We start from the raw sequence: 25124 nt of genomic DNA, 5'->3' as shown, positions 1-25124 counted from the left end.
GGAGTTTCCCTATGACCACACAACACGTCCTCATCCTCGGTTCAGGAGCAGCCGGAGCCGCAGCCGCCCGCACTCTCGCCACACGTGACGACGTCCGGGTGACGATGGTGACCCGCACCGGGGAGACGCCTTACACGCGAATGCTCATCAAAGGAATCGCGTTCGGCCCGACCCCGCCGGAGATGATCAAGCTCCCGCTACCTCAGATTGAGGTCATCGCCGACACCGTGCTCGATGTCGATACTACGGCGAAGCGGGTCCAACTGACCTCCGGCGCGCAGGTCTCCTACGACGCGCTCATTGTCGCGACAGGGAGCGTGCCCCGCTCTCTGCCCGCGGGTGTACTCGAAGGCGACGACGTCGGACAAGGCCGGGTCACTGCTCTGCACTCCTTGGAAGATGCCATGGGTATCCGCGATCTGCTGACCAGCCTGGCACGGCCGGCGCGAGTGACGATCTATGGCGGCGGAATCATCGCAGCCGAGACCGCTTCGTCGCTGCAAGCCGACGGACACATGGTCATGCTGGTCTCTCGCAGTTCTGTTCCCGGCATCGGAGCGTTTGGGGCGCCGGTGGCTGAGCGCCTCGCCGCTGACCATGCCGCCAAGGTGCAGACTCGATTCGGTCGCACTCTCCAGCATGTCGACGAAACAGAATCCGGTGTTGCCATCACCCTCGACGACGATCAACGCATCGTGGCCGACTTACTCCTCGTTGCGCTCGGCACGACGCCCGCAGCCCCGTCGCCGTGGACGAACGGCATCGACGTCGATGATCGCCTCCGTGCCGCAGCAGACCACGTCTACGCCGCCGGAGGTGTAGCTACGCATCACGACGAAGCACTGGGCGTCTGGCGCATCGACCATTGGGAAGACGCCGCCGCGCAGGGCACGCACGCCGCACAGGCCGCACTGCACGACCTCGACATCAGCGACGATCCGGGCACCTACCTGCCGCGCAGCCCCTACATGGCGCTGGTCTACGGTCAGATGATCTCCGGAGTCGGGTACACCGCTGGTGCAGACGCCCAGGTGGAAGCCGGCGAGGAGTTCATCGTGCGCCACGAGACCGACGGCACCGTCGTCGGCGTCACCGGCATCGACGCGGTCGGCACCGTCTACCAGTGGGGTCAGCAGCTCCACGGCCTGCAGGCATAGACGATGGCGGGCGACTATACGAGGCAGATCCCGCGGCGGGGTTTCGCGCTCGCGATGGCAGCGACCATTCTCATGATGGCGGCTGCCAGCGCGCCGTCGTTGTTCTACCCCCAGATCGCAGAACAGCTCGGACTCGTCCCCGTCGCCACCACACTCGTATTCGCGGTCTACACCTTCACCCTCCTGGCCGCGCTGCTCTACCTCGGACCGCTCTCCGATCACATCGGCCGACGTCCGGTCGTAACCGCCGGTTCCCTGGCGCTGGCACTCAGCCTGGCCATGTTCTGGTTCGCCGACAGCCTCGCGACACTCCTGGTCGCCCGCGCTCTGCAAGGACTCGCAGCGGGTCTGCTCATCCCGGCCCTGTCGGCGATGATGATCGACTTCGAGCCGCCGTCGCATCCGAACATCGCAGCCCTGTGGAACACGATCGGGCCGATGATCGGTCTCGGGACCGGGGCACTCGGTGCTGCGCTGCTCCTCGATCTCACCCCCGAACCGACAGCTGCGGTCTTCGGCCCGCTCGTGCTCGCCTTCCTCACCGTGGCAGCGACGGTGTGGAGCACACCGGAACTGGTCCCCAAGACCCGGATACGACGTGGCGACCTCCGCCCGCGGTTTATGGTGCCACTGCACCTGCGCCGCATGTTCACCGCCGGTGTGCCCGCGATTATCGCCGGGTGGGCGACCAACGGACTCTTCCTCGCGCTCGGAGCCGGCCTCGTCGGCAGTGAGCTCGGGGGCTCCACGCACACCCACGCGGGCATCGTCATCTTCGCACTGGCGATCTCCGGAATCACCGCCTCGTCCGTCCTGCAGCGGCGTTCCGCCCGCACCATCAGCCTGTATGCGACCAGCGCCCTGGCATTCGGCACCGCAGCGAGCATCGTCGCCCTCGCACTCGGTTCCTACCCGGCCTACGTCGTGTCGGTCGCGATCGTCGGTTCCGGGTTCGGCACAGCGTTCCTCGGGGTGCTGCGCACACTCATGCCCCACACGGCATCGTCGGAACGCGCCGCCGTGATGGCTGTGATCTACACGGTCGCCTACCTGGCATTCGGCGTGCCCACCATCGTCGCCGGGTTGCTCGTGCCGGTACTCACCCTGTCAGGAACGATGACAGTCCTCGGTGCGATCATCATCGCCCTCAGCCTTGCAGCCACCGTCCTACGCCTGCGCATTCCTTAGCCGGCCGCAGATCCGGCAGAGACTGACGACTTCTCCGAACTCCCCACCGACTCTCGCCGCCGAACCGCACCCGACCAAGAAGAGCAGCCATGACCTATGCGATCGCGCTTCCCTGCGCGGACGTCAAGGACCGCGCCTGCATCGACGAATGTCCTGTCGACTGCATCTACGAGGGCGAACGCTCGCTCTACATCCATCCCGACGAATGCGTTGACTGCGGAGCCTGCGAACCGGTTTGTCCCGTCGAGGCCATCTACTACGAAGACGACCTGCCCGACGAATGGTCTGACTACTACAAGGCCAACGTCGAGTTCTTCGACGAATTTGGTTCTCCCGGTGGAGCCGCGAAGATCGGACCGGCGGGCTTCGACCATCCCCTCATCGCCGCATTGCCCATCCAACATGAGCAGTCCCTCTGAGAAGGACAATTCGATCGATTCACGCCGGTACAACGCGCAATCCTTGACTAGTACCCCTGGGGGGTATAGGGTAGGTGTCATGATGAAAGGAGCTGACATGCAGAGGAGACTGCGAGCAGGGCTGGCAGCAGGAGTGCTCGGAGTGACACTCGTGCTCGCCGGTTGCAGCAGCGGAGCAGACGAAGACCAGCAGACCGACCCTTCGGCTACTGAGGAGCAGGGCCACGGCGGCGACAATGCAGAAAGCGGAGATGAGGAAATGGATCACTCGATGGAGCACCCGATGGACGGCGGACCGGCACCCGAGGGTATCGCCGAAGCCAGTGACCCCACATACCCGGTCGGCACAGAGGTACAGCTCACGGCCGACCACATGGAAGGCATGGACGGTGCGACAGCGACGATCTCCGGCGCATTCGACACGTACACGTACTCCGTGAACTACACTAACGCAGGTGGCGGCGACCCCGTCACGGACCACAAGTGGGTCGTGCAGGAAGAAATCGAGGATGCCGGCGACGAGCGCCTGACCGATGGCACAGCGGTGACGCTGCTCGCCAAGCACATGGAGGGCATGGAGGGCGCGAGGGCCACCATCGCTTCGTCCACCGATGAGACGGTCTACATGGTCGACTACGAGACGGACGGCATGAAGATGACGAACCACAAGTGGGTCGTCGAGAGCGAGATCCAACCAGCGCCCTGAGCCGACGTTCGCTTGCCCGGCGACCGGGTGAGCGGCATGGCTCGATGACGAAGGAGAAGAACGATGACGGACCCGAACTCACACCAGCACCACGGTCACGGAACCGATGCACCCGCTCACGGCGAGCATCACCACGGGTCTGTGTCCGCACACGCCTCGGCGGAGGCGCACGGCACGCACGAGGGCCAGCACACTGGACACCAGGGCCACGCCATGAACCACGGGCAGCACTCAGACCACACGGGCCTCGATGAGAACGGTGTCCACGGAGATCACAGCGGCCATGGCGGCCACGGAGATCACAGCGGCCATGGCGGCCACGGGGACCACGTTGGCCAGTTCCGCCGGCTGTTTTGGATCAACCTCGTCATCGCCATCCCCGCGGTCACCCTCTCGCCGATGTTCTCCATGCTGCTGGGCTACGAGGTCCCCGGCTGGGCGGGCTGGGTCGCCGCGGTACTGGGCACCGTCATGTACGTCTGGGGCGGCAGGCCCTTCCTCACCGGCGCCGTCAGCGAGTTGAAGTCCCGCAAGCCCGGGATGATGCTGCTCATCGCTCTGGCGATCACGGTGGCCTTCTTCGCCTCCTGGGCCGCGACCCTCGGGCTTGTCCATCACGAGCTGGAGTTCTGGTGGGAGCTGGCGCTGCTGATCGTGATCATGCTGCTGGGCCACTGGATCGAGATGCGCTCCCTGGCCCAGACCACCTCGGCGCTCGACTCGTTGGCTGCACTGCTGCCCGACGAGGCCGAGCGCGTCGAGGGCGAGAACGTCGTTAAGGTGGCCCCAGCCGACCTCGTTGTGGGTGACGTCGTGATCGTGCGCCCCGGCGGCAGCGTTCCGGCCGACGGCACCATCGTCGACGGCCGCGCCGACATGGACGAGTCCATGATCACCGGCGAGTCCCGCCCGGTCTCTCGGGGCGAGGGCGAGACAGCTACCGCCGGCACCGTCGCCACCGACTCCGGCCTGCGGGTGAAAATCACCGCCACCGGCGACGACACCGCCCTGGCCGGGATCAACCGGCTCGTCACCGAGGCCCAGAACTCCTCCTCCCGCGCCCAGCGGATCGCCGACAAGGCCGCGGCCTGGCTGTTCTGGTTCGCTCTCGGCGCGGCGCTGGTCACCGCTGTCGTCTGGACGCTCATCGGCATGCCCGACGAGGCCGTGGTCCGTACCATCACCGTACTCGTCATCGCCTGCCCCCACGCCCTCGGCCTGGCGATCCCGCTCGTGGTCTCCATCGCCACCGAGCGCGCCGCCCGCGGCGGCGTGCTGGTCAAGGACCGCCTCGCCCTGGAGTCGATGCGGCAGGTCGACGCAGTGCTCTTCGACAAGACCGGCACACTGACCAAGGGCGAGCCCACCGTCACCGGCGTCGAACCGACCGGCGACCTCGACGCCGACCAGGTCCTCGCCCTCGCGGCCTCGGCCGAGGCCGACAGCGAGCACCCGCTCGCCAAGGCCATCGTCGCCGCCGCCAAGGACAAGGGCCTCGCCCTTCAGCAGGCCAGCGGCTTCTCATCCTCGCCCGCCGTCGGAGTCACCGCGACTGTCGCCGGCCAGGAGGTCCGCGTCGGCGGCCCCCGGCTGCTTGAGGAGACCGGCCAGCACGAGGTCGGCACAGCCGAGGAATGGCGTTCTGAGGGCGCGATCATCCTGCACGTCCTCCGCGACGGCCAGGTGGTCGGCGGCCTCAAGCTCGCCGACGAGATCCGCCCCGAATCCCGCAACGCCGTCGACGCCCTCCACGCCCTGAGCGTCGAGGTCGTCATGATCACCGGCGACGCCGAGGCCGTGGCGAACGAGGTCGGACGGGAGCTCGGCATCGACCGCGTCTTCGCCGGCGTCCGCCCCGAGGACAAGTCCGCCAAGGTCGCCCAACTGCAGCACGAGGGCAAGAAGGTCGCCATGGTCGGCGACGGCGTCAACGACGCCCCGGCACTGGCCCAGGCCGACGTCGGCATCGCGATCGGCGCCGGCACCGATGTCGCCATCGCCTCGGCCGGGGTGATCCTGGCCAGCTCCGACCCCCGGTCGGTGCTCTCCATCATCCAGCTCTCACGACGCGCATACGGTAAGATGAAGCAGAACCTGTGGTGGGCCGCCGGATACAACCTCATCTCCGTGCCGCTTGCGGCCGGCATCCTGGCACCGGTGGGATTCGTCCTGCCAATGTCGATCGGCGCGATCCTGATGTCGGCCTCCACCGTGGTCGTCGCGCTCAACGCCCAACTCCTGCGGCGCATCGACCTCACACCCGAAGCCAGCACGCGTTCCGTCCTGGAACGCCAGAAGTAAGGACATGCCCATGTCTGTCGACACCGATTCTCATCAGCACGGATACATCAACGACAAGGAGCGCTACCTCGGCCGTATGAAGCGCATTGAGGGTCAAGCCCGAGGGATCGCGAAGATGATCGATGAAGAGAAATACTGCATCGACATCCTCACCCAGGTATCCGCCCTGACCCGCGCCCTCCAGGGGGTCGCGACCGGTCTACTCGACGATCATCTCAAGCACTGTGTGCTCGACGCAGCGAAGCTCAGCGACGAGGCGGCCGTCGAGAAGATACAGGAAGCCACCGACGCCATCAACCGACTCGTCCGCTCCTAATCCCGGACCCCGAGGCCGCGTTCCAGGACACGGCGGGAAGCCCTCACGACGCCCTCCACGCCTGATCCTCACCGACACGCCGTCCGCCCGCGATGCGCCCACTTTCGCTCAACGGGCCAGGCGAGCCGGCGCCCACGGCGTGCGCTTGCAGGCCGCGGCCGGGGGGCCCGGCTACTGTGGGGGCCGAGGTCCAGTCGGCTGTTCCCAGCTACAAGGTTCCAGCTATTCGGCATAAAAGGGGATGCGGACAACTGGAGGTGGGCCAACTATTGGTTGCGGACAAACGATTTGAGGAGCAAGGCGCGGATGGCGGTTTCGATGTTGGTGTCATCGGTGCTGAGCTTGCGGACTCCACAACTCCGCATTGTGGACAATCAAGCAGGGACCAACTATTGGTCCGCACCCACCAAATTCGAGCCGGGATGTCTGGGTCGGTGGGCTGTTTCCAGCTACAAGGGCCCAGCTATTCGGCGTAAAACAGCGATTGTTGAGGACCTGATAACTGGATCCGCGGTTATGGGGCGGACGCGCTAGCCCTTGCTCGCGATGCGCCGGGCGATGTTGCGGGCGAAGGGGCTCACACCGCCGATGGTCCCGGCGCCGGGGCCGTTGAGCGAGTCGAAGCCCAGGACGAACAGGCCGGGCGTGTCCAGGCCGCGCTCCAACCCCCGCACGGGAGACAGTGCGGGGCGGAAGCCGGTGGCCCAGATCAGGGCGTCGAAATCCGAGAGCTCGTCCAACGACTCGACCATGGGTTCGGCGTCCAGCAGATCGAGTGATCGGGCCCGGCGGACTTCGGGGACGAGGACGATGTCGCCGCCGAAATCGGCGCCTCCGGGATCGTCCTCGCCGCGTGAGATGGCGACGAAGCGCTCGCGGTTACGGCGGAAAAGCTGCTCGCCGTCGACATCCTCCGGCATGAACGCGGGCGGTCGGCGGGTGAACCATTGCACGTCCACCCCGCCGAGTGCGAGGTCCGCGACGATCTGCGCACCGGAGTTTCCGCCCCCGACGACAGCGACGCGCTGCCCGGCGAAATCCTCCGGCCGCCGATACTGAGCCGAGTGCCCCTGCTCCCCCGCGAACGACCCGGGGATGAAGGGCACAAACGGTGCGGACCAGATGCCGGTGGCCATCACCACATTGCGGGTGGAGTGGCCGTTGAGGTGGAAAGCGGAGCCGTCGTGAAGCACGTGTTTGACGCGCTCACCTCGTCGGATGGGCAGGTCGTAGCGCTGCTCGTAGTCGGACAAATACTCAACGACGTGATCGCGCGGCGGGTAGCCGTCGTAGTGGGGCATGGGCCAGCCGGGCAGGTTAGAAAACTCCGCGCGGGAGAACAGAGTCAGTGCGTCCCAGTAGTGCGGCCATGCCCCGCCGGGCTCATCGGAGGCGTCGAGAACAACAAACGAAGCGCCATATTTACGCAGGTAGTACGACACGGCCAGGCCGGACTGGCCGGCGCCGACAACGACGGCGTCAAGCATGGGTGTCCCGGGTGCATAGCGCGGTCGCGGGGCGGACAAATTCGGCGATGCGGCTAGCCGGCGCGGTGGCGGGGCCGAACGGGGTCTCGGCGGCGAGTGACGCTGCGAGCGCGTGGACGGTCACCGCCCCGGTGGTTGTGGCGGCTATGGCGGCGTCGGCGTATGGGGTGCGTGCCGCAGCCAGCGCCAGGTGCGCACCCATGATGCCAGCGAGCACGTCGCCGGAGCCGGGTGTCGCAGCCCAAGAATGGCCGGCGTCGACGGCGTGGATCAGGTGCGGCTCGTCCTCCGGCGCGACCAGGGTGATTCGGCCCTTGCGCACGATGGTCGCGCACAGCGTTGCAGCGAGGGCGAGTGTCTCTTCGAAGCGGATTCCCGCGGCAACTCCGGCCGCTTTCTGGAGGCGCGCGAACTCGCCGTCGTGGGGCGTGAGCACTGTAGTCTGCTGCCGTTTGGCCACCTGTTGGCGCAGGTCAGGGTGTTCGGCGAGGAGGGTGAGGCCGTCGGCGTCGATGAGCACTGGCACCTCCTGGCGCAAGATCCAGGAGAGCTCAGCGGCGGCCGCCTTGTCGGTGCCGGCGCCAGGGCCGAACACCCAGGCCTGCACCCGTCCCGCATCCTCGAGCGTTTGCGTGACGACGACCTCCGGATGTGCCCGCACCACCTCAGCGGCCTGCGGACCGGCGTAGCGCACCATTGCCGGCGAGGCGTGTACAGCACCAGACACGGCGAGTAGCGCGGCACCCGGATATCCGTCACTACCTGCGCGGACGCCCACTACTCCCCCGCTGTACTTGTCGTCGTACGGACCTGGCTCGACGGGTTGGACTGGCGCGGCTGGCAGCGGAATCAGGGAGCTAGGCCACTGGCCGGGGCCTGGCACGGCCCGGTTGGCAAGCACGAGCTCAGGGCCCTCATGCGCCCATTCCGGCAGGGTTTCCAACAGCGCACTGTGCAGCGGGCGCCCCGGCAGGCCGATGTCCGCGAGTAGCTGCACCCCGCACTCCGGGGCAAGCGCGTGTGCGCGTCGCCACCCGCCGAACGTGACGGTGGCGTCGGCGGCGACGTGCAGCTCGCCAGCCTCGCCGGTGTCCGCGTCAACGCCAGAGGGCACGTCCACGGCCAAAACCTTTACGCCCTGAAGCCATGCAACCACGTCTGCGAGTTCCCCGCGCAGCCCGCCGGATCCGCCGATGCCGGTGATGCCGTCGATGGCAAGGGCGTATTCCGCGGAACCTTCCGGCAGCCGTTCCAGCACGGTGCCGCCGGCGTTGGTGAACGCCGAAAGGGCCCGCTCTTGGGCGTGTCCGGCAGTCAGCAACGCATCCACGTTGTGGCCGGCGAGCAGCAGCTCAGCGCCGGCGTAGAGCGCGTCGCCGCCGTTGCCGCCCGGCCCGGCGAGCACGAGCGTGCGGCCGCCCGTGCCGTCCGCAAGCATCGCCTTCGCCGCCTCGAACACCGCGTGCGCCGCCGACTGCATGAGCTCGTCGGGGTGCGACTGGGAATCCAGCAACGGTGCTTCCGCGGCCCGGACCTGGTCTGCGGTGAAAGTCGTGGCGTGCATGCGCACCACACTACCCGCGCCCTAAAGTGCCTGGCAGGACGGACAAAAGAACAGGTTGCGGCCCTCAAACTGCTGCTTGTCCACCGGGTGCCCGCACACGTGGCAAGGCTCGCCGGTGCGGCGGTAGACGTAGACCTCTCCCCCGTGGTCGTCCTCCCGCGGGGCGCGCTCCATCGCCTCGGGCAAGTGCTCGGGGCGCACTGTGTCGATGCGCCCGGTGGCCACCCCGTCGGCCATGAGCGCGACCAGGTCGGCCCAGATGGCGTCGAAACGCTCACGGCCCAGCTCCCGGCCAGGGGTGAACGGGGAGATGCCCTGGCGAAACAGCGGCTCGGCCCGGTAGATGTTGCCCACCCCGGCGAAGTACGCCTGGTCCATCATCAGCGAGCCAATGGCGCGCCGGGAGCGCCGCACCCGCTCGAACAGTGCGTCCGGGTCTGCGGCGGGAGAAAGCGGGTCCTCGCCGGCGGCGTCCAGAATCGCCTGCTGCTCCGCCGGGGTGATGTAGGCGCATGTCTGTGGTCCGCGCAGGTGGGCGGCTATATCCCCTGCTCCCCCGTCCGGCACGAGCCGCAGTCGGATCTGGCCGCGCAGCGTGTCGGCGGGCTCAAAGGAGAACTTCCCGATCAGACCCAGGTGCACGTGCACGATCGCGTCCGTGAACTGCAGAAACAGGTGCTTTCCGTGGGCTGCAGCGTGGGTGAGCGGAGTGCCGTCGATAAGCGAAGGCTCGAAGCGCCCCTGCGGGGAGCTCGCGGAGACCGGCGCGGGGCGGAAATCCGTGTTGAAGCGGCGCGCAAGCCGGTGAATGACATGACCCTCAGGCACGGTCGCTGACTGTACTATTGCACCCATGCCGTATGAGATCGGGTTCGACCGCGAAAAATACATCCAAATGCAGTCCGAGCACATCCAGGAACGGCGCGCGGAGGTGGGCGGCAAGCTGTACCTGGAAATGGGCGGCAAGCTTTTCGACGACAACCACGCCTCCCGCGTCCTGCCCGGATTCACGCCCGACAACAAGATCGCCATGCTGGACCGGATCAAGGACGAAGTGGAGATTGTCATCTGCTTCAACGCCGGCGACGTGGTGCGCCAGAAGATGCGCGCTGACCTGGGCATCAGCTACGAAGACGACGTGCTACGGCTCGTGGACGTGTTCCGGGACCGCGGATTTTTGGTGGAAAACGTTGTGGTCACGCAGCTGGAGGGCCACAACCAGAACGTGGAGGCCTTTGTGGAGCGCCTGGGCCGGCTGGGGCTGAAGGTGGCGCGCCACTACATGATCCCGGGCTACCCGAACGACACCGCGAAGGTGGTCAGCGAGGAAGGCTTCGGCCGCAACGACTACGTGGAAACCTCCCGCGACCTGGTGGTCATGACCGCGCCGGGGCCCGGTTCCGGCAAGCTGGCAACCTGCCTTTCCCAGGTGTACCACGAGCACAAACGCGGCATCGACGCTGGTTACGCCAAGTTTGAGACGTTCCCCATCTGGAACCTGCCGCTGTCGCACCCGGTGAACCTGGCGTACGAGGCCGCCACGACGGACCTGGACGACATCAACGTCATCGACCAGTACCACCTGGACGCCTACGGGGAGAAGGTCTCCTCCTATAACCGCGATATCGAGGTTTTCCCGTTGCTGAAAACGCTGCTGCGGGAGGCCACCGGCGCGGACCCGTACCAGTCGCCGACCGACATGGGCGTGAACATGGCGGGCTACTGCATCTCCGACGACGCCGCGTGCCGCCACGCCGCCGAGCAGGAGATCATCCGCCGCTACTACGCGGCGCTTGTGGACGAACGCCGCGCCGACGCCGACTCCACTATCTCCGACCGCAACCTCAACGTCATGCGCAAGGCGGACCTTTCCGTGGAGGACCGCGTGGTGGTCGCGCCCGCTCTCGAGGTGGCGGAGCGCACCGGCAAGCCGGGCGCGGCGCTGGAGCTGCCGGACGGGCGCATCGTCACCGGAAAGACCTCCGACCTGCTCGGACCGTCCGCCGCGGTGCTGCTCAACGCCTTAAAGCTGCTGGCCGGCATCGACGACGACGTGCACCTGCTCTCCCCCGATTCCATCGAGCCGATCCAGACGCTGAAGACCCGCCACCTGGGCTCGGTGAACCCGCGTCTGCACACCGACGAGGTGCTCATCGCGCTGTCCGTGTCGGCGTCCGGCAACCCGGACGCGGCGCTGGCGCTGGAGCATTTGCGCAGTTTGCGCGGGTGCGACGCGCACATCACCACCATCCTGGGGTCCGTGGACGAGGGCATCTTCCGCAACCTGGGCGTGCTGGCCACCTCGGAGCCGCAGTACTGGCGCAAGGCGCTGTACCACAAGCGCTAAGTTTTCCAATACTAACTATTGCGCTCGTTTCGGTTATGGTTTATTGTCGAGCGCATGCGGGAACAGCAATCGCCGGTGGAAGACGCATTAGCCGAGCTCAACAACAACCTTGCCGTGGCGCGCACGCGCGCAGAAGACCACGTCACGCTGCCGAAACAGACCGCCGTGTGGGTCCGTGACCTGCTCGAGGACCTCGCGGAGGGCCGCCTGGTGCGCCCGCCCGAACCGGACGAGGAGATGACCACCCAGCAGGTGGCCAACCTGCTCGGCGTCTCGCGCCCGTTCGTGGTCAAGCTCATTGACGACGGCAAGCTGCCCGGCCACAAGGTGGGCACCCACCGCCGCGTGTACACGCGCGACGCCCACGCGTTCAAGGAAAAGCGGGGTTAAGGTGCGGGAGCTTTCGCTTAGCGACGGCGCACGCGTCCTCGCCGTCGTCGCCCACCCCGACGACATGGAGTACGGCGCCTCGGCCGCCGTGGCCAAATGGGCCGAAGACGGTATTGAGGTGGCGTACCTGCTGCTCACACACGGCGAGCACGGCATCGCGGGCGGGGATCCTGTGCAGGTGCGCGAGATCCGCGCAAAAGAGCAGCGCCGCGCCTGCGACATCGTCGGCGCAGGGGAACTGGAGATGCTCGACTTCACCGACGGCCTGCTCGAGCACACCCTCGAGCTGCGCAAGGCAATCGCCGGAAAGATCCGCACCTTCAAACCCACCGTGGTGCTCACCCAGGACTGGAGCGTTGTCGCCCCGTGGGGCCTGAACCAGGCGGACCACCGGGTGGCGGGCATGGCGGCGGTGGACGCCGCGCGCGACGCCGGAAACGAGTTCCTCTTCCCGGAGCTGGGCCCGCGCCACCAGGCGGAAACACTGCTGGTCAGCGGCGCCCACGAGCCGGACGTCGCGGTGGTGGTGGAGCAGCGGCACGTGGAGAAAGGCGCACAGTCGCTGGACGCCCACGAGGCGTACTTCCAGGCGCTACCGGACCACCCCAGCGGCGCGGAGATCGTCGGCGGGGCGGCCACGCAGGGCGGGGAAGCGCTGGGAGTGCCGCTGGCTATCGCGTTCAAAGCCTTCGACCTCTAACTTTCCCCGCTGGCCTGGGTGGACATAGACTGCCAGGCATGACCAGCAAGATCCTGCTCTACTACAAGTTCCAGCCCATCGCCGACCCGGACGCGGTGCGCCTGTGGCAGCGGGACCTGTGTGAAGGCCTGGGGCTGACTGGGCGCATTATCGTGTCCAAGGACGGCATCAACGGCACTGTCGGCGGCGACATCCGCGCCTGCAAGACCTACGCCAAGAAAACCCGCGAGTACTTCAAGGGCATCGAGTTCAAGTGGTCCGAGGGCGGGGCGGAAGACTTTCCCAAGCTCAGCGTCAAGGCCCGCGAGGAGATCGTCTCCTTCGGCGCGCCGGGCGAGCTGAAGGTGGACGAAAACGGCGTGGTCGGCGGGGGAGTGCACCTCAGCCCGGAACAGGTCAACGAGCTGGTGGCCGACAACCCCGAGGCCGTGTTCTTCGACGGCCGCAACGCCCGCGAAGCAGAGATCGGCAGGTTCAAAGGCGCGGTGGTGCCGGATGTGGAAACCACCCACGACTTCATCAAAGAGCTGGACTCCGGCAAGTACGACTGGATGAAGGACAAGCCCGTCATCTCGTACTGCACCGGCGGGATCCGCTGCGAGGTGCTCTCCAGCCTCATGATCAACCGCGGGTTCAAGGAGGTCTACCAAATCGACGGCGGCATCGTCCGCTACGGCGAAAAGTTCGGCAACTCGGGGCTGTGGGAGGGCTCGCTGTACGTCTTCGACGACCGCATGCACACCGAGTTCGGCGCGCCGGGCGACCCGGACTACGTGCAGCTCGGCCACTGCGTGCACTGCGGCGCGGCCACGAACCAGTTCTACAACTGCGCCAACGAGCCGGAGTGCCGCCGCCAGTACTTGAGCTGCGAGGACTGCCGCGAAAACAACCCGTACTGCGGGGAGTGCGCCCAGCGCGCTACTGCGTAGCCAAGATCCCCAGCGTGATAATCAACCACGCCATGGTGAAGGGCACCAGCGGGATCCAGAACACGCCGATCCAGGGGATCCAGCGTTCGTAGCGGTTGAGCTTGCGCACGGTGATCACCGCGCAGGTCAGTAGCCCCACCACCGGCGGGATCGAGGTGGTCACGGCCCACCACGTGCGCCAGGACTCGGTGCAGAGCCAGGCGGAGCTGCCGTCGCAAAGCGGACCGCCCTGCGCGCGCGAGATCACCGCAAGAATGAACGCCAGCAGTAGGGTCACGGCTACCGTGCTCATCGCGAACGTGATCGCCTGGCGGGTGGAGCGGCGGTTTTTCCGGTCCACCTCCAGCGGATCCGGCTGGTCCGCGAGCTCGTCGAAGGAGCGCGGCTCGGGCCGCATACGCGAGAAACGGTCGGCGGGGGAGTGAAGGTCGTTCTCCGGGTGCTCCATGGAGCCCAACCTACTGCGCCTTCGGGGAGTGCGGGCACACCACCACAGGCACCGAGGCGTAGCGGATGAACTCGCCTTCCAGCGTGCCCACAAACACGCTGGTGAACTGGGGCGACGGATGGGTCCCCAGGAACATGATGTCGCCCTTTTTCCACTTCACCGAATCAATGGAGCGCTTCCAGCTCTTCGCCGCCGAGACGGAGCTGGTGACGTGGAAGGTGTCGCACACGTCCGGCGCGACCTCCGCCGCCAGCGCCCACGCGTAGTCGCGGGCGTGGTCGAGCATGCCCAGCGTCTGCTCGTTCCAGGTGGACGTGTGCTTCTCGTAGGCGGTGGGGGAAAACGCGATAATGCGCAGCGGCAGCCCCAACTTGCAGGCCAGAGCGGTGGCGTAGTCCAGGCCGGAAAACTCCGGCTCAGCTGGGTCGTCCTCCGCCACGATCGCGTACGTCACGCGGGTGATGCCCTTCTTGGAGAGCTTCACCCCGCGTGGCGCAAGCCCCAGCGGGACGGGGCAGGAGCGCATCATCTCGTCCGCAACGCTGGACGGGCGGAACCGGCCCTTCGGTGTCTTCGCGCGAGAGCCCATCAGGATCAGGTCCGCGCCGAAGTCCTTCGCGGTCTCGTACAGGGAGCGCACCCTGTCCTTGCTGTCCACGAGGCGGGAAACGTCCTTTGACCACTGCTCGCGCGGGATGTGCTCCGTCAGCGCCTTCTCCACGCGGGAGTCGAAGGTGGCCTGCGCCTCCTTCATGCGCTTCTTGCGGCCTTTGGTGGCGTTGGCCAGGGATTTTGTCCATTTGGACTGGGTGCTGGACATCACCTGCACGGTCACCGGCAGCGAGCGGCCGAGCCAGGCGGCGAATTCCACTGCCTCGGTGTTTGCCACGTCCCAGCCCACAAGCACGCGCAGGGGAAAGGCAAGGTCCGCAAGATGGGCGCTGTCAGCGCTTGGGGAGCTGCTCAGGGCCTTCCTCCTTGGCACGTGTCCGCGTATGCGAGTTTTCGGGTAATGAACACATCATAAACATGTGCCCCTGCCACGGGAAAAGGGGCTAGTCCGCGGACCCCGTGGCGTATGCGCGGGCTAGGTCGTTGAGGACCTCGGTCAGCGAGTCCAGCTTCTCCAGCGCCTCCGCGTCGAGCGCGCTGAGCATCTGCGCGAGGGAGCGGGTGCGCTCGGCGCCGACGCGCTCCAGTTCGTCGCGGCCGAAATCGGTCAGCTCCACCGACACCCCGCGGCGGTCGTCCACCGAGCGCACGCGCCGCACGAGCTCGCGCTTTTCCAGCTGGTTGACGGTGTTGGAAGCGGTGGGCAGGCGCACGCCCTCCTCTGCGGCCAGCTTGCTAATGCGCGTGGGCCCGCTGAAACCCAGTCTGTGCAGCACGGACAGCTGCGGGCCGGTGAGGTCGGAGTTCTCCGCGTTGCGGAAGTACGCCACGTACAGGCTGGTCATCGCGGGGCGGATGTCCGCCGCGATCCGCATGGCTTCCGCGGAGGGTTCGTCGTGCGCCGCCACTGTGCACCTCTTTCTTCCAAGTACTTTTCAAAATTTAGCAGCAAGGACTGGGGTTATGATGGCCGGGATGTTCACGTACGAGCACGAGGTGTCCCACGAGTGGCAGCGCCGCCAGACGCTGCGCGAGCTCAAGCGGGGGCATTTGCCTATCGACGAGGTGTGCGACGCCGACTTCCTGCTCCGCGCCGCCGCGCAGCACCACGGCGAGGATTCCGCCCGGCCCTGCCCCGTGTGCGGCGAAGTGATGCGTGACGTGCGCTGGGTCTACTCCGAAAAGTTGGGCAGGCGCACAGGCACCGCGCGCAGCGAGGAGGAGATAGACCGGCTTGCGGCTGAGGTGGGGCCGCTGACCGTCCACGTGGTGGAGGTCTGCCCGTCGTGCAAGTGGAACCATCTGTTACAAGAAGTCACAGCCGTACCAGTAGTGTGAATCCGAACTGGGCAGGTAGGGTGTCCGGTAGGAATGTAGTAGGTAGCTCGCCCGTTTGCCCTCCCCGCGGGCGCGGCGGGTGCAATTGTGCAGGGAAAACGTGTGACTGAACAGAGCGCTGAAAAGAATACGGCGAAGGCGAAGGGCTCCAGCGGCACCACGGCCGTGAAGAAAAAGAAGAAGTCCCGCGCGTGGCAGTGGGTGCTTGCCTTCTTGCTGTTCCTCCTCCTGCTCGCCTGCGTGCCGGTCGGCTGGTTTATGTGGAAGTACTCCAAGGCCGAGGTCCCGGAACCAGGCGAGATTGAGACGGCGCAGATCTCCTCGATCTACTTCAACGACGGCGAAAACGAGCTCGCCCGCCTCGTGCCGCCCGAGGGCAACCGTGAGCAGGTGCCCCTCGAATCTGTGCCCGAGGAGGTGCAGAATGCTGTGCTGGCCGCGGAGGACCGCGACTTCTGGACCAACTCGGGCTTCTCGCCGACCGGTTTCGCCCGCGCGGCGCTGGGGCAGATCACCGGCAACACCTCTGCAGGCGGCGGCTCCACCATCACCCAGCAGTACGTGAAGAACGCGCTGGTGGGCAACGAGCACTCCTACGAGCGCAAGGCCAATGAGCTGGTCTACTCCGTGAAGATGACCAACCAGTGGTCCAAGGAGGACATCCTCCGCGCCTACTTGAACACTGTGTACTTCGGCCGCAACGCCTACGGCGTCGAGGCCGCCGCGCACGCCTTCTTTGACAAGCCGGCGTCCCAGCTCACCCTCGAGGAGGGCGGCGTGCTGGCCGCCTCCATCCAGCTGCCCAGCGAGCTGGATCCGTGGACGAACCGCGAGGCGGCGGAGCAGCGCTGGAACTACGTCATGGACGGCCTCGTCGAGATGGGCAAGGTCACCCCGGAGCAGCGCGCCGGGATGGTGTACCCGGAGACCCGCGACCCGGCTTCCTACTCCGCATACACCGAAGCCACCGGCCCGAACGGCCTGATCAAGAACCAGGTGATCCAGGAGCTCGAGGCACTGGGCATCACCGAAAGCGACTTGACCAACCGCGGCCTGCAAATCACCACCACCATCGACGCCGCCTCCCAGGCCAACATGGAGCGCATCGCACGCGAGCGCCTGACCAACCTGCAGGAGGACGCGCGCACTGGTGCGGTGGCCGTGGATCCGTCGACAGGCGCAGTGCGCGCGTACTACGGCGGCGACGACCCCTCCGGCTGGGACTACGCCAACGCCGGCCTGCAAACGGGCTCGACGTTCAAGATCTTCGCCCTCGCAGCCGCGCTGCAGCAGGGCATCCCGCTGACCGCCCAGTTCGACTCCTCCCCGGTACACCTGCCCGGCAACATCACTGTGACGAACTGGGACGGTGGCGGCGGCGGCATGCTGTCCATGACTCAGGCGACCACCGTGTCCTCCAACACCGCCTTCATGCGCATCCAGGACGAGCTGGACAACACCACGCAGGACACCGCCGACATGGCGCACGCCCTGGGCGTGGCCAAGTCCATCCCCGGCATCCCGGTGACCCTGCGCGAAAACGGCGGCCAGCCCTACGAGGGCATCGTGTTGGGCCAGTACCAGTCCCGCGTGCTGGACATGGCCACCGCCATGTCCACCCTGACCAACCGCGGCCTGATGCACCCGACCCACTTCGTGGACAAGATCGTGGACGCCAACGGCGAGGTCCTCTACCAGGTGGACAACGACTACACCGAGCGTCGCGTGGCCGAGCAGGTGGCGGACAACACCCTCCAGGCCATGCAGGGCGTGGCCGGCTACTCCAACGCTGTCCTCGCCGGCGGCCGCCAGTCCGCGTCCAAGACGGGCACCGCCCAGATGGGCGACACCGGCAACAACAAGGACGCCTGGATGGTCGGCTCCACCCCGCAGCTCGCCGTGGCCGTGTGGGTGGGCACCGCCGACAACACCTCGCCAATCTTTAACGAGTGGGGCGGCATCATGTACGGCTCCAACACCCCGTCCCAAATCTGGAAGCAGTTCCTGGACACCGAGTTGGAGGGCCAGGAGTTCATGAGCTTCCCCAACGCCAACCCCGTCTACTGGGGCGTGAACCCGTACTCCGGCGGTGTCGGCCTGGGCGGCTACTACTCCAACCCGACGCCGAGCTACACCGGCGGCACCGGCCAGGCGCCGTCCGCCCCGAGCTCCGCGGCACCGGCGGACCCGTCGGCCCCAGCAGCGCCCGAGGCGCCGGGCGGGGAGGAGGCACCGGCGCCCGCACCCGCACCGGCGCCAGCCCCGGCACCCGCGCCAGCCCCCGCGCCGGCACCGGCGCCAGCGCCGAACCTCAACGACACGATCAACGACGTCCTCGATCAATTCCAGGGAGCGTTCCAATAAATGACTGAGCCGACGCAGACTACGCAGGTCACCTGGCCGGACCCGGCGGACCGTGTCCAGCCCGGCCGCACCGAGCCGCTCGCGCGCGGCTGGGTGGACTTCCTCGGCGGGCCGATGGGCCGCTTCGCCCAGATCGGCCGCGCCCGGTTCTGGACGCCGCTGCGCTCCATCCTCGCCGTCGCATACGTCTTCTTGTCCTTCGGCCTGCTGCAGAAGGCGCACTGCGCCGGCGGCAAGGCCGACGACAACGGCATCATCCAGCTCAACTGGGACGGCAACCGCCAGTACACCGCCGCCTGCTACAACGACATCATTCCGCTCTACGGCGCCCGCGGCCTGGACCAGGGCGGTTTTGTCTACGACTACTCGTGGGTGGAGGACGGCCTGACCCGCTACATGGAGTACCCGGTGCTCGCCGGCCTGTTCCAGCAGCTGTCTGCTTGGCTGTCGCGCAGCACCTACTTCCTGGTGGACAACTTCGTGCCGGATTCCGGCTGGTACTTCTACGTCACCGCGCTGCTCATGTCCATCATCTGGGTGATCACCATCCGCATGGTCGCCGAGCTCGCGGGCAACCGTGTCTGGGACACCCTCTTGGTCGCCGGCTCCCCGCTGCTGATCGTCCACGCGTTCACCAACTGGGACATCCCGTCCATCTTCTTCGCCGTCGCCGCGATGCTGGCCGCCCGCAACCGGAAATTCTGGCTCGCCGGCGTGCTCATCGGCCTGGGCACCGCGTTTAAACTCTGGCCGATCTTCCTGCTCGGCGCGTACCTCACCGTGGCGCTGCGCAAGCGCGACCTCGTCCCGTTCGGCAAGATGCTCGCCGCCATGGTGGTGTCCTGGCTCGTGGTCAACGTGCCGGTCTACCTGCGCAACCCGGATGCCTGGGGTGAGTTCAACCGCCTCAACACCGACCGCGGCTGGGAGTGGACCACCATCTACGCGGTCATCTCCCGCATGACCGGCTGGACCGGCTTCGACTCCGGCGAGGGCGCCCCGGTGATCCTCAACGCCGTGACGCTGATCCTGTTCCTGCTGGGCTGCCTGGGCGTGCTCATCCTGGGCCTGAAGGCGCCGCAGACCCCGCGCATCGCGGAGCTGGTGGCGCTGATCGTCGGTCTGTTCCTCATCTTCAACAAGGTGTGGAGCCCGCAGTACTCCCTCTGGTTTGTCGTCCCCGCGGTGCTGGCGCTGCCGTACTGGCGCCTCCTTTTGTCCTGGATGGTCGTGGACATGGCCGTCTGGCCGGTGCTGATGTGGCACATGATGGGCGCGGACAACATGGGCGTGCCGGGCTGGTTCCTCAACATCGTGATCATCTCCCGCGACGCTTTCATCATCGCCATTATGGTGCTGGTGGTGCAGCAGATCCTGGGCAAGCGCCGCGACAAGGTCCGTGACGCCCACAACGGCCACGACCCCCTCATGTCGCTGTCGTACCAGTGGAAGGAGCCCTTGCCTATCGACGCCCCTCCGGCCGACCCCGTTTCCGAACCCGCCGACGCCGAGCCGGCCGGCTCCACGGTCGCCAAGGTCTAGCCGATGAACGCCACCACAATCCTGGGCATTGCCTCCATCGTGGTGGCGTTTTTCCTGTTTTGCGCCTCGTTCTATTTTGCGGTGAAGGGGCGGAAGCAAGCGTCGATAAGCTTCGGCTTGATCGCCTTCCTCTTTATGACCGTGATCCCGGTCTCCCTCGCCCTCTTCTCCGCGGTGCCCAACCCGCACTAGGCGGATTTTGTACGAATCGACATTTGGGCCGCTTCTGGCGTTGCAAACGCCCAGGTCAGCATTTTGCCGCGTTGATTCGTGCACAACGTGGGTCCGCACCAATAATTGGTGGTGGCGGGATTGTCCGCAATGCGGAGTCCACACGAGCGCACCCGAAACCCAAGGTTTTGAGCTGGTCAAACCGTGGGGTAGTCTGTTCGGGTTGCTTGACGCAACGACCCTCCTGCCATGACCACAAGGGTGATGGCCGAAACAACCAAGACCATAGGAGGTGATGAGGTCCGTGCGTCACTACGAAGTAATGATCATCCTCGATCCGCAGCAGGATGAGCGCACCGTTGCCCCGTCCCTGGACAAGTTCCTGGAGATCGTCCGCAAGGAAAACGGCAAGGTGGAAAACGTTGATGTGTGGGGCAAGAAGCGTCTTGCTTACCCGATCAACAAGAAGGAAGAGGGCATCTACGCCGTTGTCAACCTCGACTGCGAGGCAGACACGGTCAAGGAGCTCGACCGCGTGCTGAACCTGAACGAGAACGTTCTGCGTACCAAGGTTCTGCGTACCGACAAGTAAGAACCGGTAGGCTCAGAAACCACACGATCAGCAGGTAGGAAGGTTTAGGACATGGCTCAAGGCGATACCCCAATTACCGTTGTCGGCAACTTGGTTGCGGACCCGGAGCTGCGCTTCATCCCGAGCGGCGCTGCCGTTGCGAATTTCCGCATCGCGTCCACGCCCCGCACGTTCAACCGGGAAACGAACCAGTGGGAAGACGGCGAAGCCCTGTTCCTCACCTGCAACTGCTGGCGCCAGATGGCGGAGAACGTCGCGGAGTCCCTGACCAAGGGCATGCGCGTCGTGGTCACCGGCAAGCTGCGTCAGCGTTCCTACCAGACCAAAGAGGGCGAAAACCGCACCGTGTTCGAGGTCGAGGTCGACGAGGTTGGCCCGTCCCTGAAGTACGCCAGCGCGTCTGTCACCCGCAATCCGCGTGAGGGCGGTGCGGGCGGCTACGGCGGCGGCAACCAGGGCGGCCAGCGCGGCGGTTTTGGTGGAAACCAGGGCGGTTTCGACCAGGGTGGCCAGGGCGGCCAGGGCCAGAATCAGGGCCAGGGCGGCTACAACCCGGCGAACGGCGGCTTCGGCGGCCAAAGCCAGGGCCAGACCCAGGGCAACCCGAACCAGTCCCAGCCTCAACATGATCCGTGGGGTTCCGCTCCGGATGCCGGCGGTTTTTCCGGCGGCGCGGGCGATGAGCCACCGTTCTAAACGACAACCACACATCAAGCATTTTTCACCATAAGGAAGGTTAGGATTATGAAGCTGATCCTCACCGCTGCCGTCGAGAAGCTTGGCGAGCCTGGAGAGGTCGTCGAGGTCAAGGACGGTTACGGACGCAACTTCCTGCTCCCGCGCGGCCTGGCTATCCCGGCTACCCGCGGCGCAGAGAAGCAGATTGAAGACATTAAGCGCGCCCAGGCTGAGCGCCAGGTCCGCGACCTGGATCACGCGAAGGAACTGCGTGACCAGCTCGACCAGCTCAAGGGCGTCAAGGTTGCTGTGCGCACCGCTAACAACGGCAAGCTGTTCGGCTCTGTGAAGGCCGGCGACATCGCCGACGCTGTGAAGGCCGCTGGCGGCCCGAACTTGGATAAGCGCCGCATCAACGTGCCGAAGGGCCTTGTTACCAAGACCGGTGGCTACCAGGTCAAGGTCAACCTCCACGACGACGTGGAGGGCAAGGTGAACTTCGAGGTCGTAAGCGCATAACGCTTATCGACGACTGCTCCGCCTGAGAACGGAAAACTGCAGTCCAACGACAACAGCATTTAAAAGCGCGGGTCCCACTTGTGAGGAGTGGGGCCCGCGCTTTTTGTGTGCCGATACAATACCGCCCATGACGTTTTCCGTGGCGCGCCGCGTGCGCACTTTGGCTGTGTCCCTCCTGCTCGCGGCGGCTGCTGCGGCCGGGTTCGCCATGCCGGCGCAGGCCGTGGCGATGTACGCCGGCGACAGTATCCGCGTCGCGTACAGCGACGGTTCCCGTTACGGCTGTTCGCTGAATACGGTGGCGCACCGCGACGGGCAGGCTTACGGCGTGACGGCGGGCCACTGCCTGGCGCCGATTGGTGGCGCGGTGCCGGTGGCGGTGTACGCGGCGGATGGCCGCACGAAGATCTCGGGCGACCTGCGGGATTCGGGCTACGAGATGCGCGGCGACAATACGCTGGGCAGCCCGCTCCGAGACGTCGCCTGGTTCCCGCTGGCCGGCGGCGTTACCAACGCCGCGGCCGCCCGCGGTGGGGCCGTCGACATCCCGGTCATCGGCGCGGTCAATCCGTTGTCGGACGCAGTCCAGCGCATCAACCCCACCCGCCGTGTTGCGGGCTACCACCCGGTGACGGCGGTGAAGCCGGGCCAGATTGTGTGCAAGGACGGCGCGCGCACCTCGCGCACCTGCGGCCCGGTGTTGAAGGTGAACCCGGACACCGGCGAGCTGGCAGTGCTGATCTTGGCGTTGCACGGCGATTCCGGCGGGCCGGTCTACACCGTCAACCCGGATGGCAGCGCGAACATCATCGGCGTGGTCTCCGGCACGGCGTTCGGCGTGCTGCTCGCGGTGGACGGACTGCTGCCGCTGCCCGCCGGATTGCGGTAGTTGTCAGGGTGTGTATATCCTCTTGGATATACACTTGAACTAGGGGTGATTGCTATGGCCGAACCAATTCAGGACGGGCCAGTCCGCACGACAGTGTTCATGTCGGGAAACAGCCAGGCCGTCAGGATTCCGGCGGCACTGCGCTTTGATTCGGACAGAGTGATGATCGAACGTGTGCCGGAAGGTTTGCTGCTGCGGCCGGAGGAAGAATCGTTCGGGCATGTGGTGGCGAGGTTGCGCGAGTTCCAGCGCGTAAACGGTATTGAACCTGGGCTGGTCGAAGAAGTTGATGATCTGCCGGAGGACCTTCCCCCCGATCTTGACCGCGGCGACGAGCGATAGGAGATTCGGTGCGGTACCTCCTTGATACAAATGTGTGGATCGATATTGAACGTGGTGACCATCCAGAGGTTGTTCGCAAAAGTTCTGAGCTAGCTAGTGCGCAGCTTTGCTTATCAACTGTGGTTCTTGGCGAAATTCAGGCCGGAATCGAGAGGTCCCGCAGGCCAGAAGCTATGCGGCGGGTGTACGACCTCCTGCTGCACGGTTGCCCTGTGTTCGAGGTCGATCGGGAGTCCGCATGCCTATACGGCAAGCTCCGGTCTGATCTCCTGAATCGGGGGCAGGTCATCGGCTCGAACGACCTCTGGATCGCGGCGCAGGCGATCCGAAATGATCTAGTGCTTGTGACTGCAAACGAGCGCGAGTTTGCGCGCGTGCCCAACCTGAAGCTGGAGAATTGGCGGTAGCCATGTTCGTCACCCAGGTCCGCATCGACGCGCCGGTGGAGGGCTACGCCCGCGACCTGCCGGTGGTGCGTCGCTTGGCTGAAAAGCCCCTCGAGCTCGCGCAAACCACGATCCTCACCGGCGACAACGGGTCGGGGAAGTCCACGCTGGTGGAGGCGATCGCTATGGCCGCCGGCGCCAACGCCGCGGGCGGTTCCCGCCACGCCCAGTTCCAGGCAGCGGACCATTCCCGGCTCCACGCCTCGCTCACGTTGACCCGCCGCGCGAACCCGAGCGACGTGTACTTCCTGCGCGGCGAAACATACCTCGACCTCGCCGAATACCATGAAAGCCTCGGAATCGAAGACCCGTTGCAAGACCTCACTCGCCGCAGCCACGGCCAAGGCATCATGCGCATGGCCCACGAACGCTTCGGCCCGGACTCTTTGATCATCCTGGACGAGCCCGAAGACGGCCTCTCGGTCTTCTCCCAGCTCGAACTGCTCGGCCTGCTCGCGGTGCTGACCCGCCGCGGCGCGCAAGTGCTCATCGCCACGCACTCCCCGGTGCTGCTCGCCGTCCCCGACGCCCGCATCCTCGCCGTGCCCACCCTGGAGCACATGCCTTTCGAGGACTGCGAGCCCGTCACCGCCACCCGAGAGTTCATCGACGACCCGGCCGGCACGGCGAGATTCCTGGTGGACGGCTAGGGAGCCTGCCCCTGAGCGCCCATGTCGATATCTCGAGGTCGATAGTCGCTGGTTACAGCGTTTTCTGATTTTGGAGGCCCGGCAGGCCAAGAGGCGCTGACCTGCAACTATCGACATGGGGCTATCGACCTCAACGTATCGATCCCGCCGTAGGATGAGCCCCATGTTCATCCAGCACGTCTCCGTCGACGCGTCGAAGGCCCCGCCGTGGGCCCTCGACGCGCCGGCGGTCGAGCACGTCGCGGAGTTCGGCTTCCCGCTGACACACCCGGTCACGCTGATCACCGGCGGCAACGGCGTGGGAAAGTCCACGCTGTTGGAGGGGATTGCCCGCGCGTGGGGGTTTCAGGTCGAGGGCGGGCCGTGGGGCGTCGATAAGCCTGACGCCCACGACCCGATGTTTGGCGCGCTGCGGCTTCGGACCGGGGCGCGCGCCAAGGCCGGGTATTTCCTGCGCGGCGAGACGCACACGCGCGTCACGGAGTTCGACGAACGGTCGCACGGGGAGTCAGTGTTGGAGCTGACCTCGCGGTTTGCCAAAGATGCGCTGTACTTGCTGGACGAGCCCGAATCGGGGCTGTCCGCCGTCGCGCAGATGGCGCTGGTGGCGCAGCTGCACGCAATCGGCGAGCAAAGCGCGCAGGTGATCGCGGTGACGCACTCGCCGATCGTGCTCGGGATCCCTGGCGCGGAGATCGTGGAGGTCGGCGAGCACGGCGTGGACCGCGGCCTGGCGGTGGAAGACACACTCGCGTTCCGGGCGATGCGCGACTTTCTGGCGGACCCGCACGGCATCGCCGAGTACATGGCGGACTGGGCGGAGGACGAGCTGGGTTAGCTAGGACTCTGCAAGTCGTCGCATGAGTTCTTTCCGTTGCGCATAAATCCGGTCAAGTTCCACTTCTGCGCTGTGGCGCGTGTACTCGAAGTCCACGGTCTCCTGCAGCGGTTCTTCGGGTTCTTTGTCGGGCATGTTGCGGACGGTACCACTGTTCGAACACCCGTGTCGGGGCCGTGGTATATGGTGTG

29 protein-coding genes are annotated in these 25124 nt (G+C 66.1%); 22 read left to right on the top strand and 7 right to left on the bottom strand.

Annotated features, from left to right (window positions below; all coding sequences use genetic code 11):
• Nucleotides 1-11 precede the first annotated feature (11 nt).
• The 6 genes from H0193_RS07985 (at nucleotide 12) to H0193_RS07960 (ending at nucleotide 6087) form a co-directional block, all read left to right on the top strand.
• A complete protein-coding gene (locus tag H0193_RS07985) occupies nucleotides 12-1157 on the top strand; it encodes an FAD-dependent oxidoreductase (protein ID WP_070478515.1) in 1146 nt (381 codons plus the stop codon).
• Nucleotides 1158-1160: 3 nt separating this feature from the next.
• Complete coding sequence (locus H0193_RS07980) at nucleotides 1161-2345, top strand: MFS transporter (protein ID WP_144690930.1); 1185 nt, start codon at nucleotides 1161-1163, stop codon at nucleotides 2343-2345.
• Between the two features lie 89 nt (nucleotides 2346-2434).
• Nucleotides 2435-2764, top strand: a complete 330-nt coding sequence (fdxA, locus tag H0193_RS07975) for a ferredoxin (RefSeq protein ID WP_070478519.1) — start codon at nucleotides 2435-2437, stop codon at nucleotides 2762-2764.
• A gap of 97 nt (nucleotides 2765-2861) precedes the next feature.
• Nucleotides 2862-3470, top strand: a complete 609-nt coding sequence (locus tag H0193_RS07970) for a YdhK family protein (RefSeq protein WP_070478521.1) — start codon at nucleotides 2862-2864, stop codon at nucleotides 3468-3470.
• A 213-nt stretch (nucleotides 3471-3683) separates the two neighbouring features.
• Entirely contained in the window at nucleotides 3684-5771 is a 2088-nt protein-coding gene (locus tag H0193_RS07965) for a heavy metal translocating P-type ATPase (RefSeq protein WP_202032245.1), read from the top strand.
• Between the two features lie 10 nt (nucleotides 5772-5781).
• Complete coding sequence (locus tag H0193_RS07960) at nucleotides 5782-6087, top strand: metal-sensitive transcriptional regulator (protein ID WP_070478524.1); 306 nt, start codon at nucleotides 5782-5784, stop codon at nucleotides 6085-6087.
• Nucleotides 6088-6617: 530 nt separating this feature from the next.
• Here the strand turns inward: H0193_RS07960 and H0193_RS07955 are convergent.
• The 3 genes from H0193_RS07955 to H0193_RS07945 are packed head-to-tail and all read right to left on the bottom strand — an operon-like array spanning nucleotide 6618 to nucleotide 9966.
• Nucleotides 6618-7574: an NAD(P)-binding domain-containing protein gene (locus tag H0193_RS07955; RefSeq protein WP_181889319.1), complete on the bottom strand. Its 957-nt coding sequence runs from the start codon at nucleotides 7572-7574 to the stop codon at nucleotides 6618-6620.
• Entirely contained in the window at nucleotides 7567-9138 is a 1572-nt protein-coding gene (locus H0193_RS07950) for a bifunctional ADP-dependent NAD(P)H-hydrate dehydratase/NAD(P)H-hydrate epimerase (protein WP_181889318.1), read from the bottom strand. Before H0193_RS07950 ends, H0193_RS07955 begins: the two co-directional genes overlap by 8 nt.
• Nucleotides 9139-9159: 21 nt before the next feature.
• Nucleotides 9160-9966 (bottom strand): Fpg/Nei family DNA glycosylase, encoded by an 807-nt coding sequence (locus tag H0193_RS07945; RefSeq protein ID WP_181889317.1) that lies wholly within the window; start codon nucleotides 9964-9966, stop codon nucleotides 9160-9162.
• 25 nt (nucleotides 9967-9991) lie between these two features.
• Here H0193_RS07945 and H0193_RS07940 point away from each other — a divergent pair, with 25 nt between their 5' ends.
• From H0193_RS07940 to trhO, 4 genes are read left to right on the top strand one after another with little or no spacing between them, the layout of a single operon-like run.
• Nucleotides 9992-11485 carry a DUF1846 domain-containing protein gene (locus tag H0193_RS07940; RefSeq protein WP_181889316.1) on the top strand — a complete coding sequence of 498 codons (1494 nt, stop codon included), beginning with the start codon at nucleotides 9992-9994 and terminating at the stop codon, nucleotides 11483-11485.
• 54 nt (nucleotides 11486-11539) lie between these two features.
• Complete coding sequence (locus H0193_RS07935; RefSeq protein ID WP_181889315.1) at nucleotides 11540-11875, top strand: helix-turn-helix domain-containing protein; 336 nt, start codon at nucleotides 11540-11542, stop codon at nucleotides 11873-11875.
• Nucleotide 11876: 1 nt separating this feature from the next.
• Entirely contained in the window at nucleotides 11877-12575 is a 699-nt protein-coding gene (locus tag H0193_RS07930; protein ID WP_338026623.1) for a PIG-L deacetylase family protein, read from the top strand.
• Between the two features lie 38 nt (nucleotides 12576-12613).
• The gene (gene trhO, locus H0193_RS07925; RefSeq protein ID WP_181889314.1) at nucleotides 12614-13504 is read left to right on the top strand and encodes an oxygen-dependent tRNA uridine(34) hydroxylase TrhO; all 891 of its coding nucleotides are present in this window, start codon (nucleotides 12614-12616) and stop codon (nucleotides 13502-13504) included.
• On the opposite strand, the gene H0193_RS07920 is transcribed toward trhO, so the two are convergent.
• From H0193_RS07920 to H0193_RS07910, 3 genes are all read right to left on the bottom strand, one after another.
• Nucleotides 13494-13952, bottom strand: coding sequence for a hypothetical protein (locus H0193_RS07920; protein WP_181889313.1), 459 nt, complete (start codon nucleotides 13950-13952; stop codon nucleotides 13494-13496). The genes trhO and H0193_RS07920 overlap by 11 nt on opposite strands.
• A gap of 10 nt (nucleotides 13953-13962) precedes the next feature.
• Nucleotides 13963-14841 carry a universal stress protein gene (locus H0193_RS07915; protein ID WP_181889312.1) on the bottom strand — a complete coding sequence of 293 codons (879 nt, stop codon included), beginning with the start codon at nucleotides 14839-14841 and terminating at the stop codon, nucleotides 13963-13965.
• A 166-nt stretch (nucleotides 14842-15007) separates the two neighbouring features.
• Nucleotides 15008-15472: a MarR family winged helix-turn-helix transcriptional regulator gene (locus H0193_RS07910; RefSeq protein WP_338026622.1), complete on the bottom strand. Its 465-nt coding sequence runs from the start codon at nucleotides 15470-15472 to the stop codon at nucleotides 15008-15010.
• Nucleotides 15473-15539: 67 nt separating this feature from the next.
• Between H0193_RS07910 and H0193_RS07905 the strand changes: the two genes are divergently transcribed.
• The 12 genes from H0193_RS07905 (at nucleotide 15540) to H0193_RS07850 (ending at nucleotide 24933) form a co-directional block, all read left to right on the top strand.
• Entirely contained in the window at nucleotides 15540-15902 is a 363-nt protein-coding gene (locus H0193_RS07905; RefSeq protein WP_181889311.1) for a DUF5318 family protein, read from the top strand.
• 102 nt (nucleotides 15903-16004) lie between these two features.
• A complete protein-coding gene (locus H0193_RS07900; RefSeq protein ID WP_420838847.1) occupies nucleotides 16005-18266 on the top strand; it encodes a transglycosylase domain-containing protein in 2262 nt (753 codons plus the stop codon).
• Nucleotides 18267-19808, top strand: coding sequence for a glycosyltransferase family 87 protein (locus H0193_RS07895; RefSeq protein WP_181889310.1), 1542 nt, complete (start codon nucleotides 18267-18269; stop codon nucleotides 19806-19808).
• A gap of 3 nt (nucleotides 19809-19811) precedes the next feature.
• Nucleotides 19812-20000 (top strand): hypothetical protein, encoded by a 189-nt coding sequence (locus H0193_RS07890; protein WP_181889309.1) that lies wholly within the window; start codon nucleotides 19812-19814, stop codon nucleotides 19998-20000.
• Nucleotides 20001-20274: 274 nt separating this feature from the next.
• Nucleotides 20275-20571 carry a 30S ribosomal protein S6 gene (rpsF, locus tag H0193_RS07885; RefSeq protein ID WP_181889308.1) on the top strand — a complete coding sequence of 99 codons (297 nt, stop codon included), beginning with the start codon at nucleotides 20275-20277 and terminating at the stop codon, nucleotides 20569-20571.
• A 51-nt stretch (nucleotides 20572-20622) separates the two neighbouring features.
• Nucleotides 20623-21267 (top strand): single-stranded DNA-binding protein, encoded by a 645-nt coding sequence (locus H0193_RS07880; RefSeq protein ID WP_181889307.1) that lies wholly within the window; start codon nucleotides 20623-20625, stop codon nucleotides 21265-21267.
• A 48-nt stretch (nucleotides 21268-21315) separates the two neighbouring features.
• Nucleotides 21316-21768, top strand: coding sequence for a 50S ribosomal protein L9 (rplI, locus tag H0193_RS07875; protein WP_181889306.1), 453 nt, complete (start codon nucleotides 21316-21318; stop codon nucleotides 21766-21768).
• A gap of 127 nt (nucleotides 21769-21895) precedes the next feature.
• Nucleotides 21896-22657: a chymotrypsin family serine protease gene (locus H0193_RS07870; RefSeq protein WP_181889305.1), complete on the top strand. Its 762-nt coding sequence runs from the start codon at nucleotides 21896-21898 to the stop codon at nucleotides 22655-22657.
• A gap of 54 nt (nucleotides 22658-22711) precedes the next feature.
• Entirely contained in the window at nucleotides 22712-22999 is a 288-nt protein-coding gene (locus tag H0193_RS07865; protein WP_181889304.1) for an antitoxin, read from the top strand.
• Nucleotides 23000-23007: 8 nt separating this feature from the next.
• Nucleotides 23008-23406 carry a type II toxin-antitoxin system VapC family toxin gene (locus tag H0193_RS07860; protein ID WP_181889303.1) on the top strand — a complete coding sequence of 133 codons (399 nt, stop codon included), beginning with the start codon at nucleotides 23008-23010 and terminating at the stop codon, nucleotides 23404-23406.
• A gap of 2 nt (nucleotides 23407-23408) precedes the next feature.
• Complete coding sequence (locus H0193_RS07855) at nucleotides 23409-24095, top strand: AAA family ATPase (RefSeq protein WP_181889302.1); 687 nt, start codon at nucleotides 23409-23411, stop codon at nucleotides 24093-24095.
• Nucleotides 24096-24258: 163 nt separating this feature from the next.
• Nucleotides 24259-24933: an AAA family ATPase gene (locus tag H0193_RS07850; RefSeq protein ID WP_181889301.1), complete on the top strand. Its 675-nt coding sequence runs from the start codon at nucleotides 24259-24261 to the stop codon at nucleotides 24931-24933.
• On the opposite strand, the gene H0193_RS12470 is transcribed toward H0193_RS07850, so the two are convergent.
• On the bottom strand, nucleotides 24934-25068 hold the full coding sequence (locus H0193_RS12470) for a hypothetical protein (protein ID WP_269508601.1): 135 nt from the start codon (nucleotides 25066-25068) through the stop codon (nucleotides 24934-24936).
• Nucleotides 25069-25124: the final 56 nt, after the last annotated feature.

The organism is Corynebacterium haematomassiliense, from assembly GCF_013978595.1.
GTDB lineage: Bacteria > Actinomycetota > Actinomycetes > Mycobacteriales > Mycobacteriaceae > Corynebacterium > Corynebacterium lehmanniae.
Note: the sequence above shows the minus strand (reverse complement) of the source record. Positions and strands in the feature narration are given on the sequence as shown.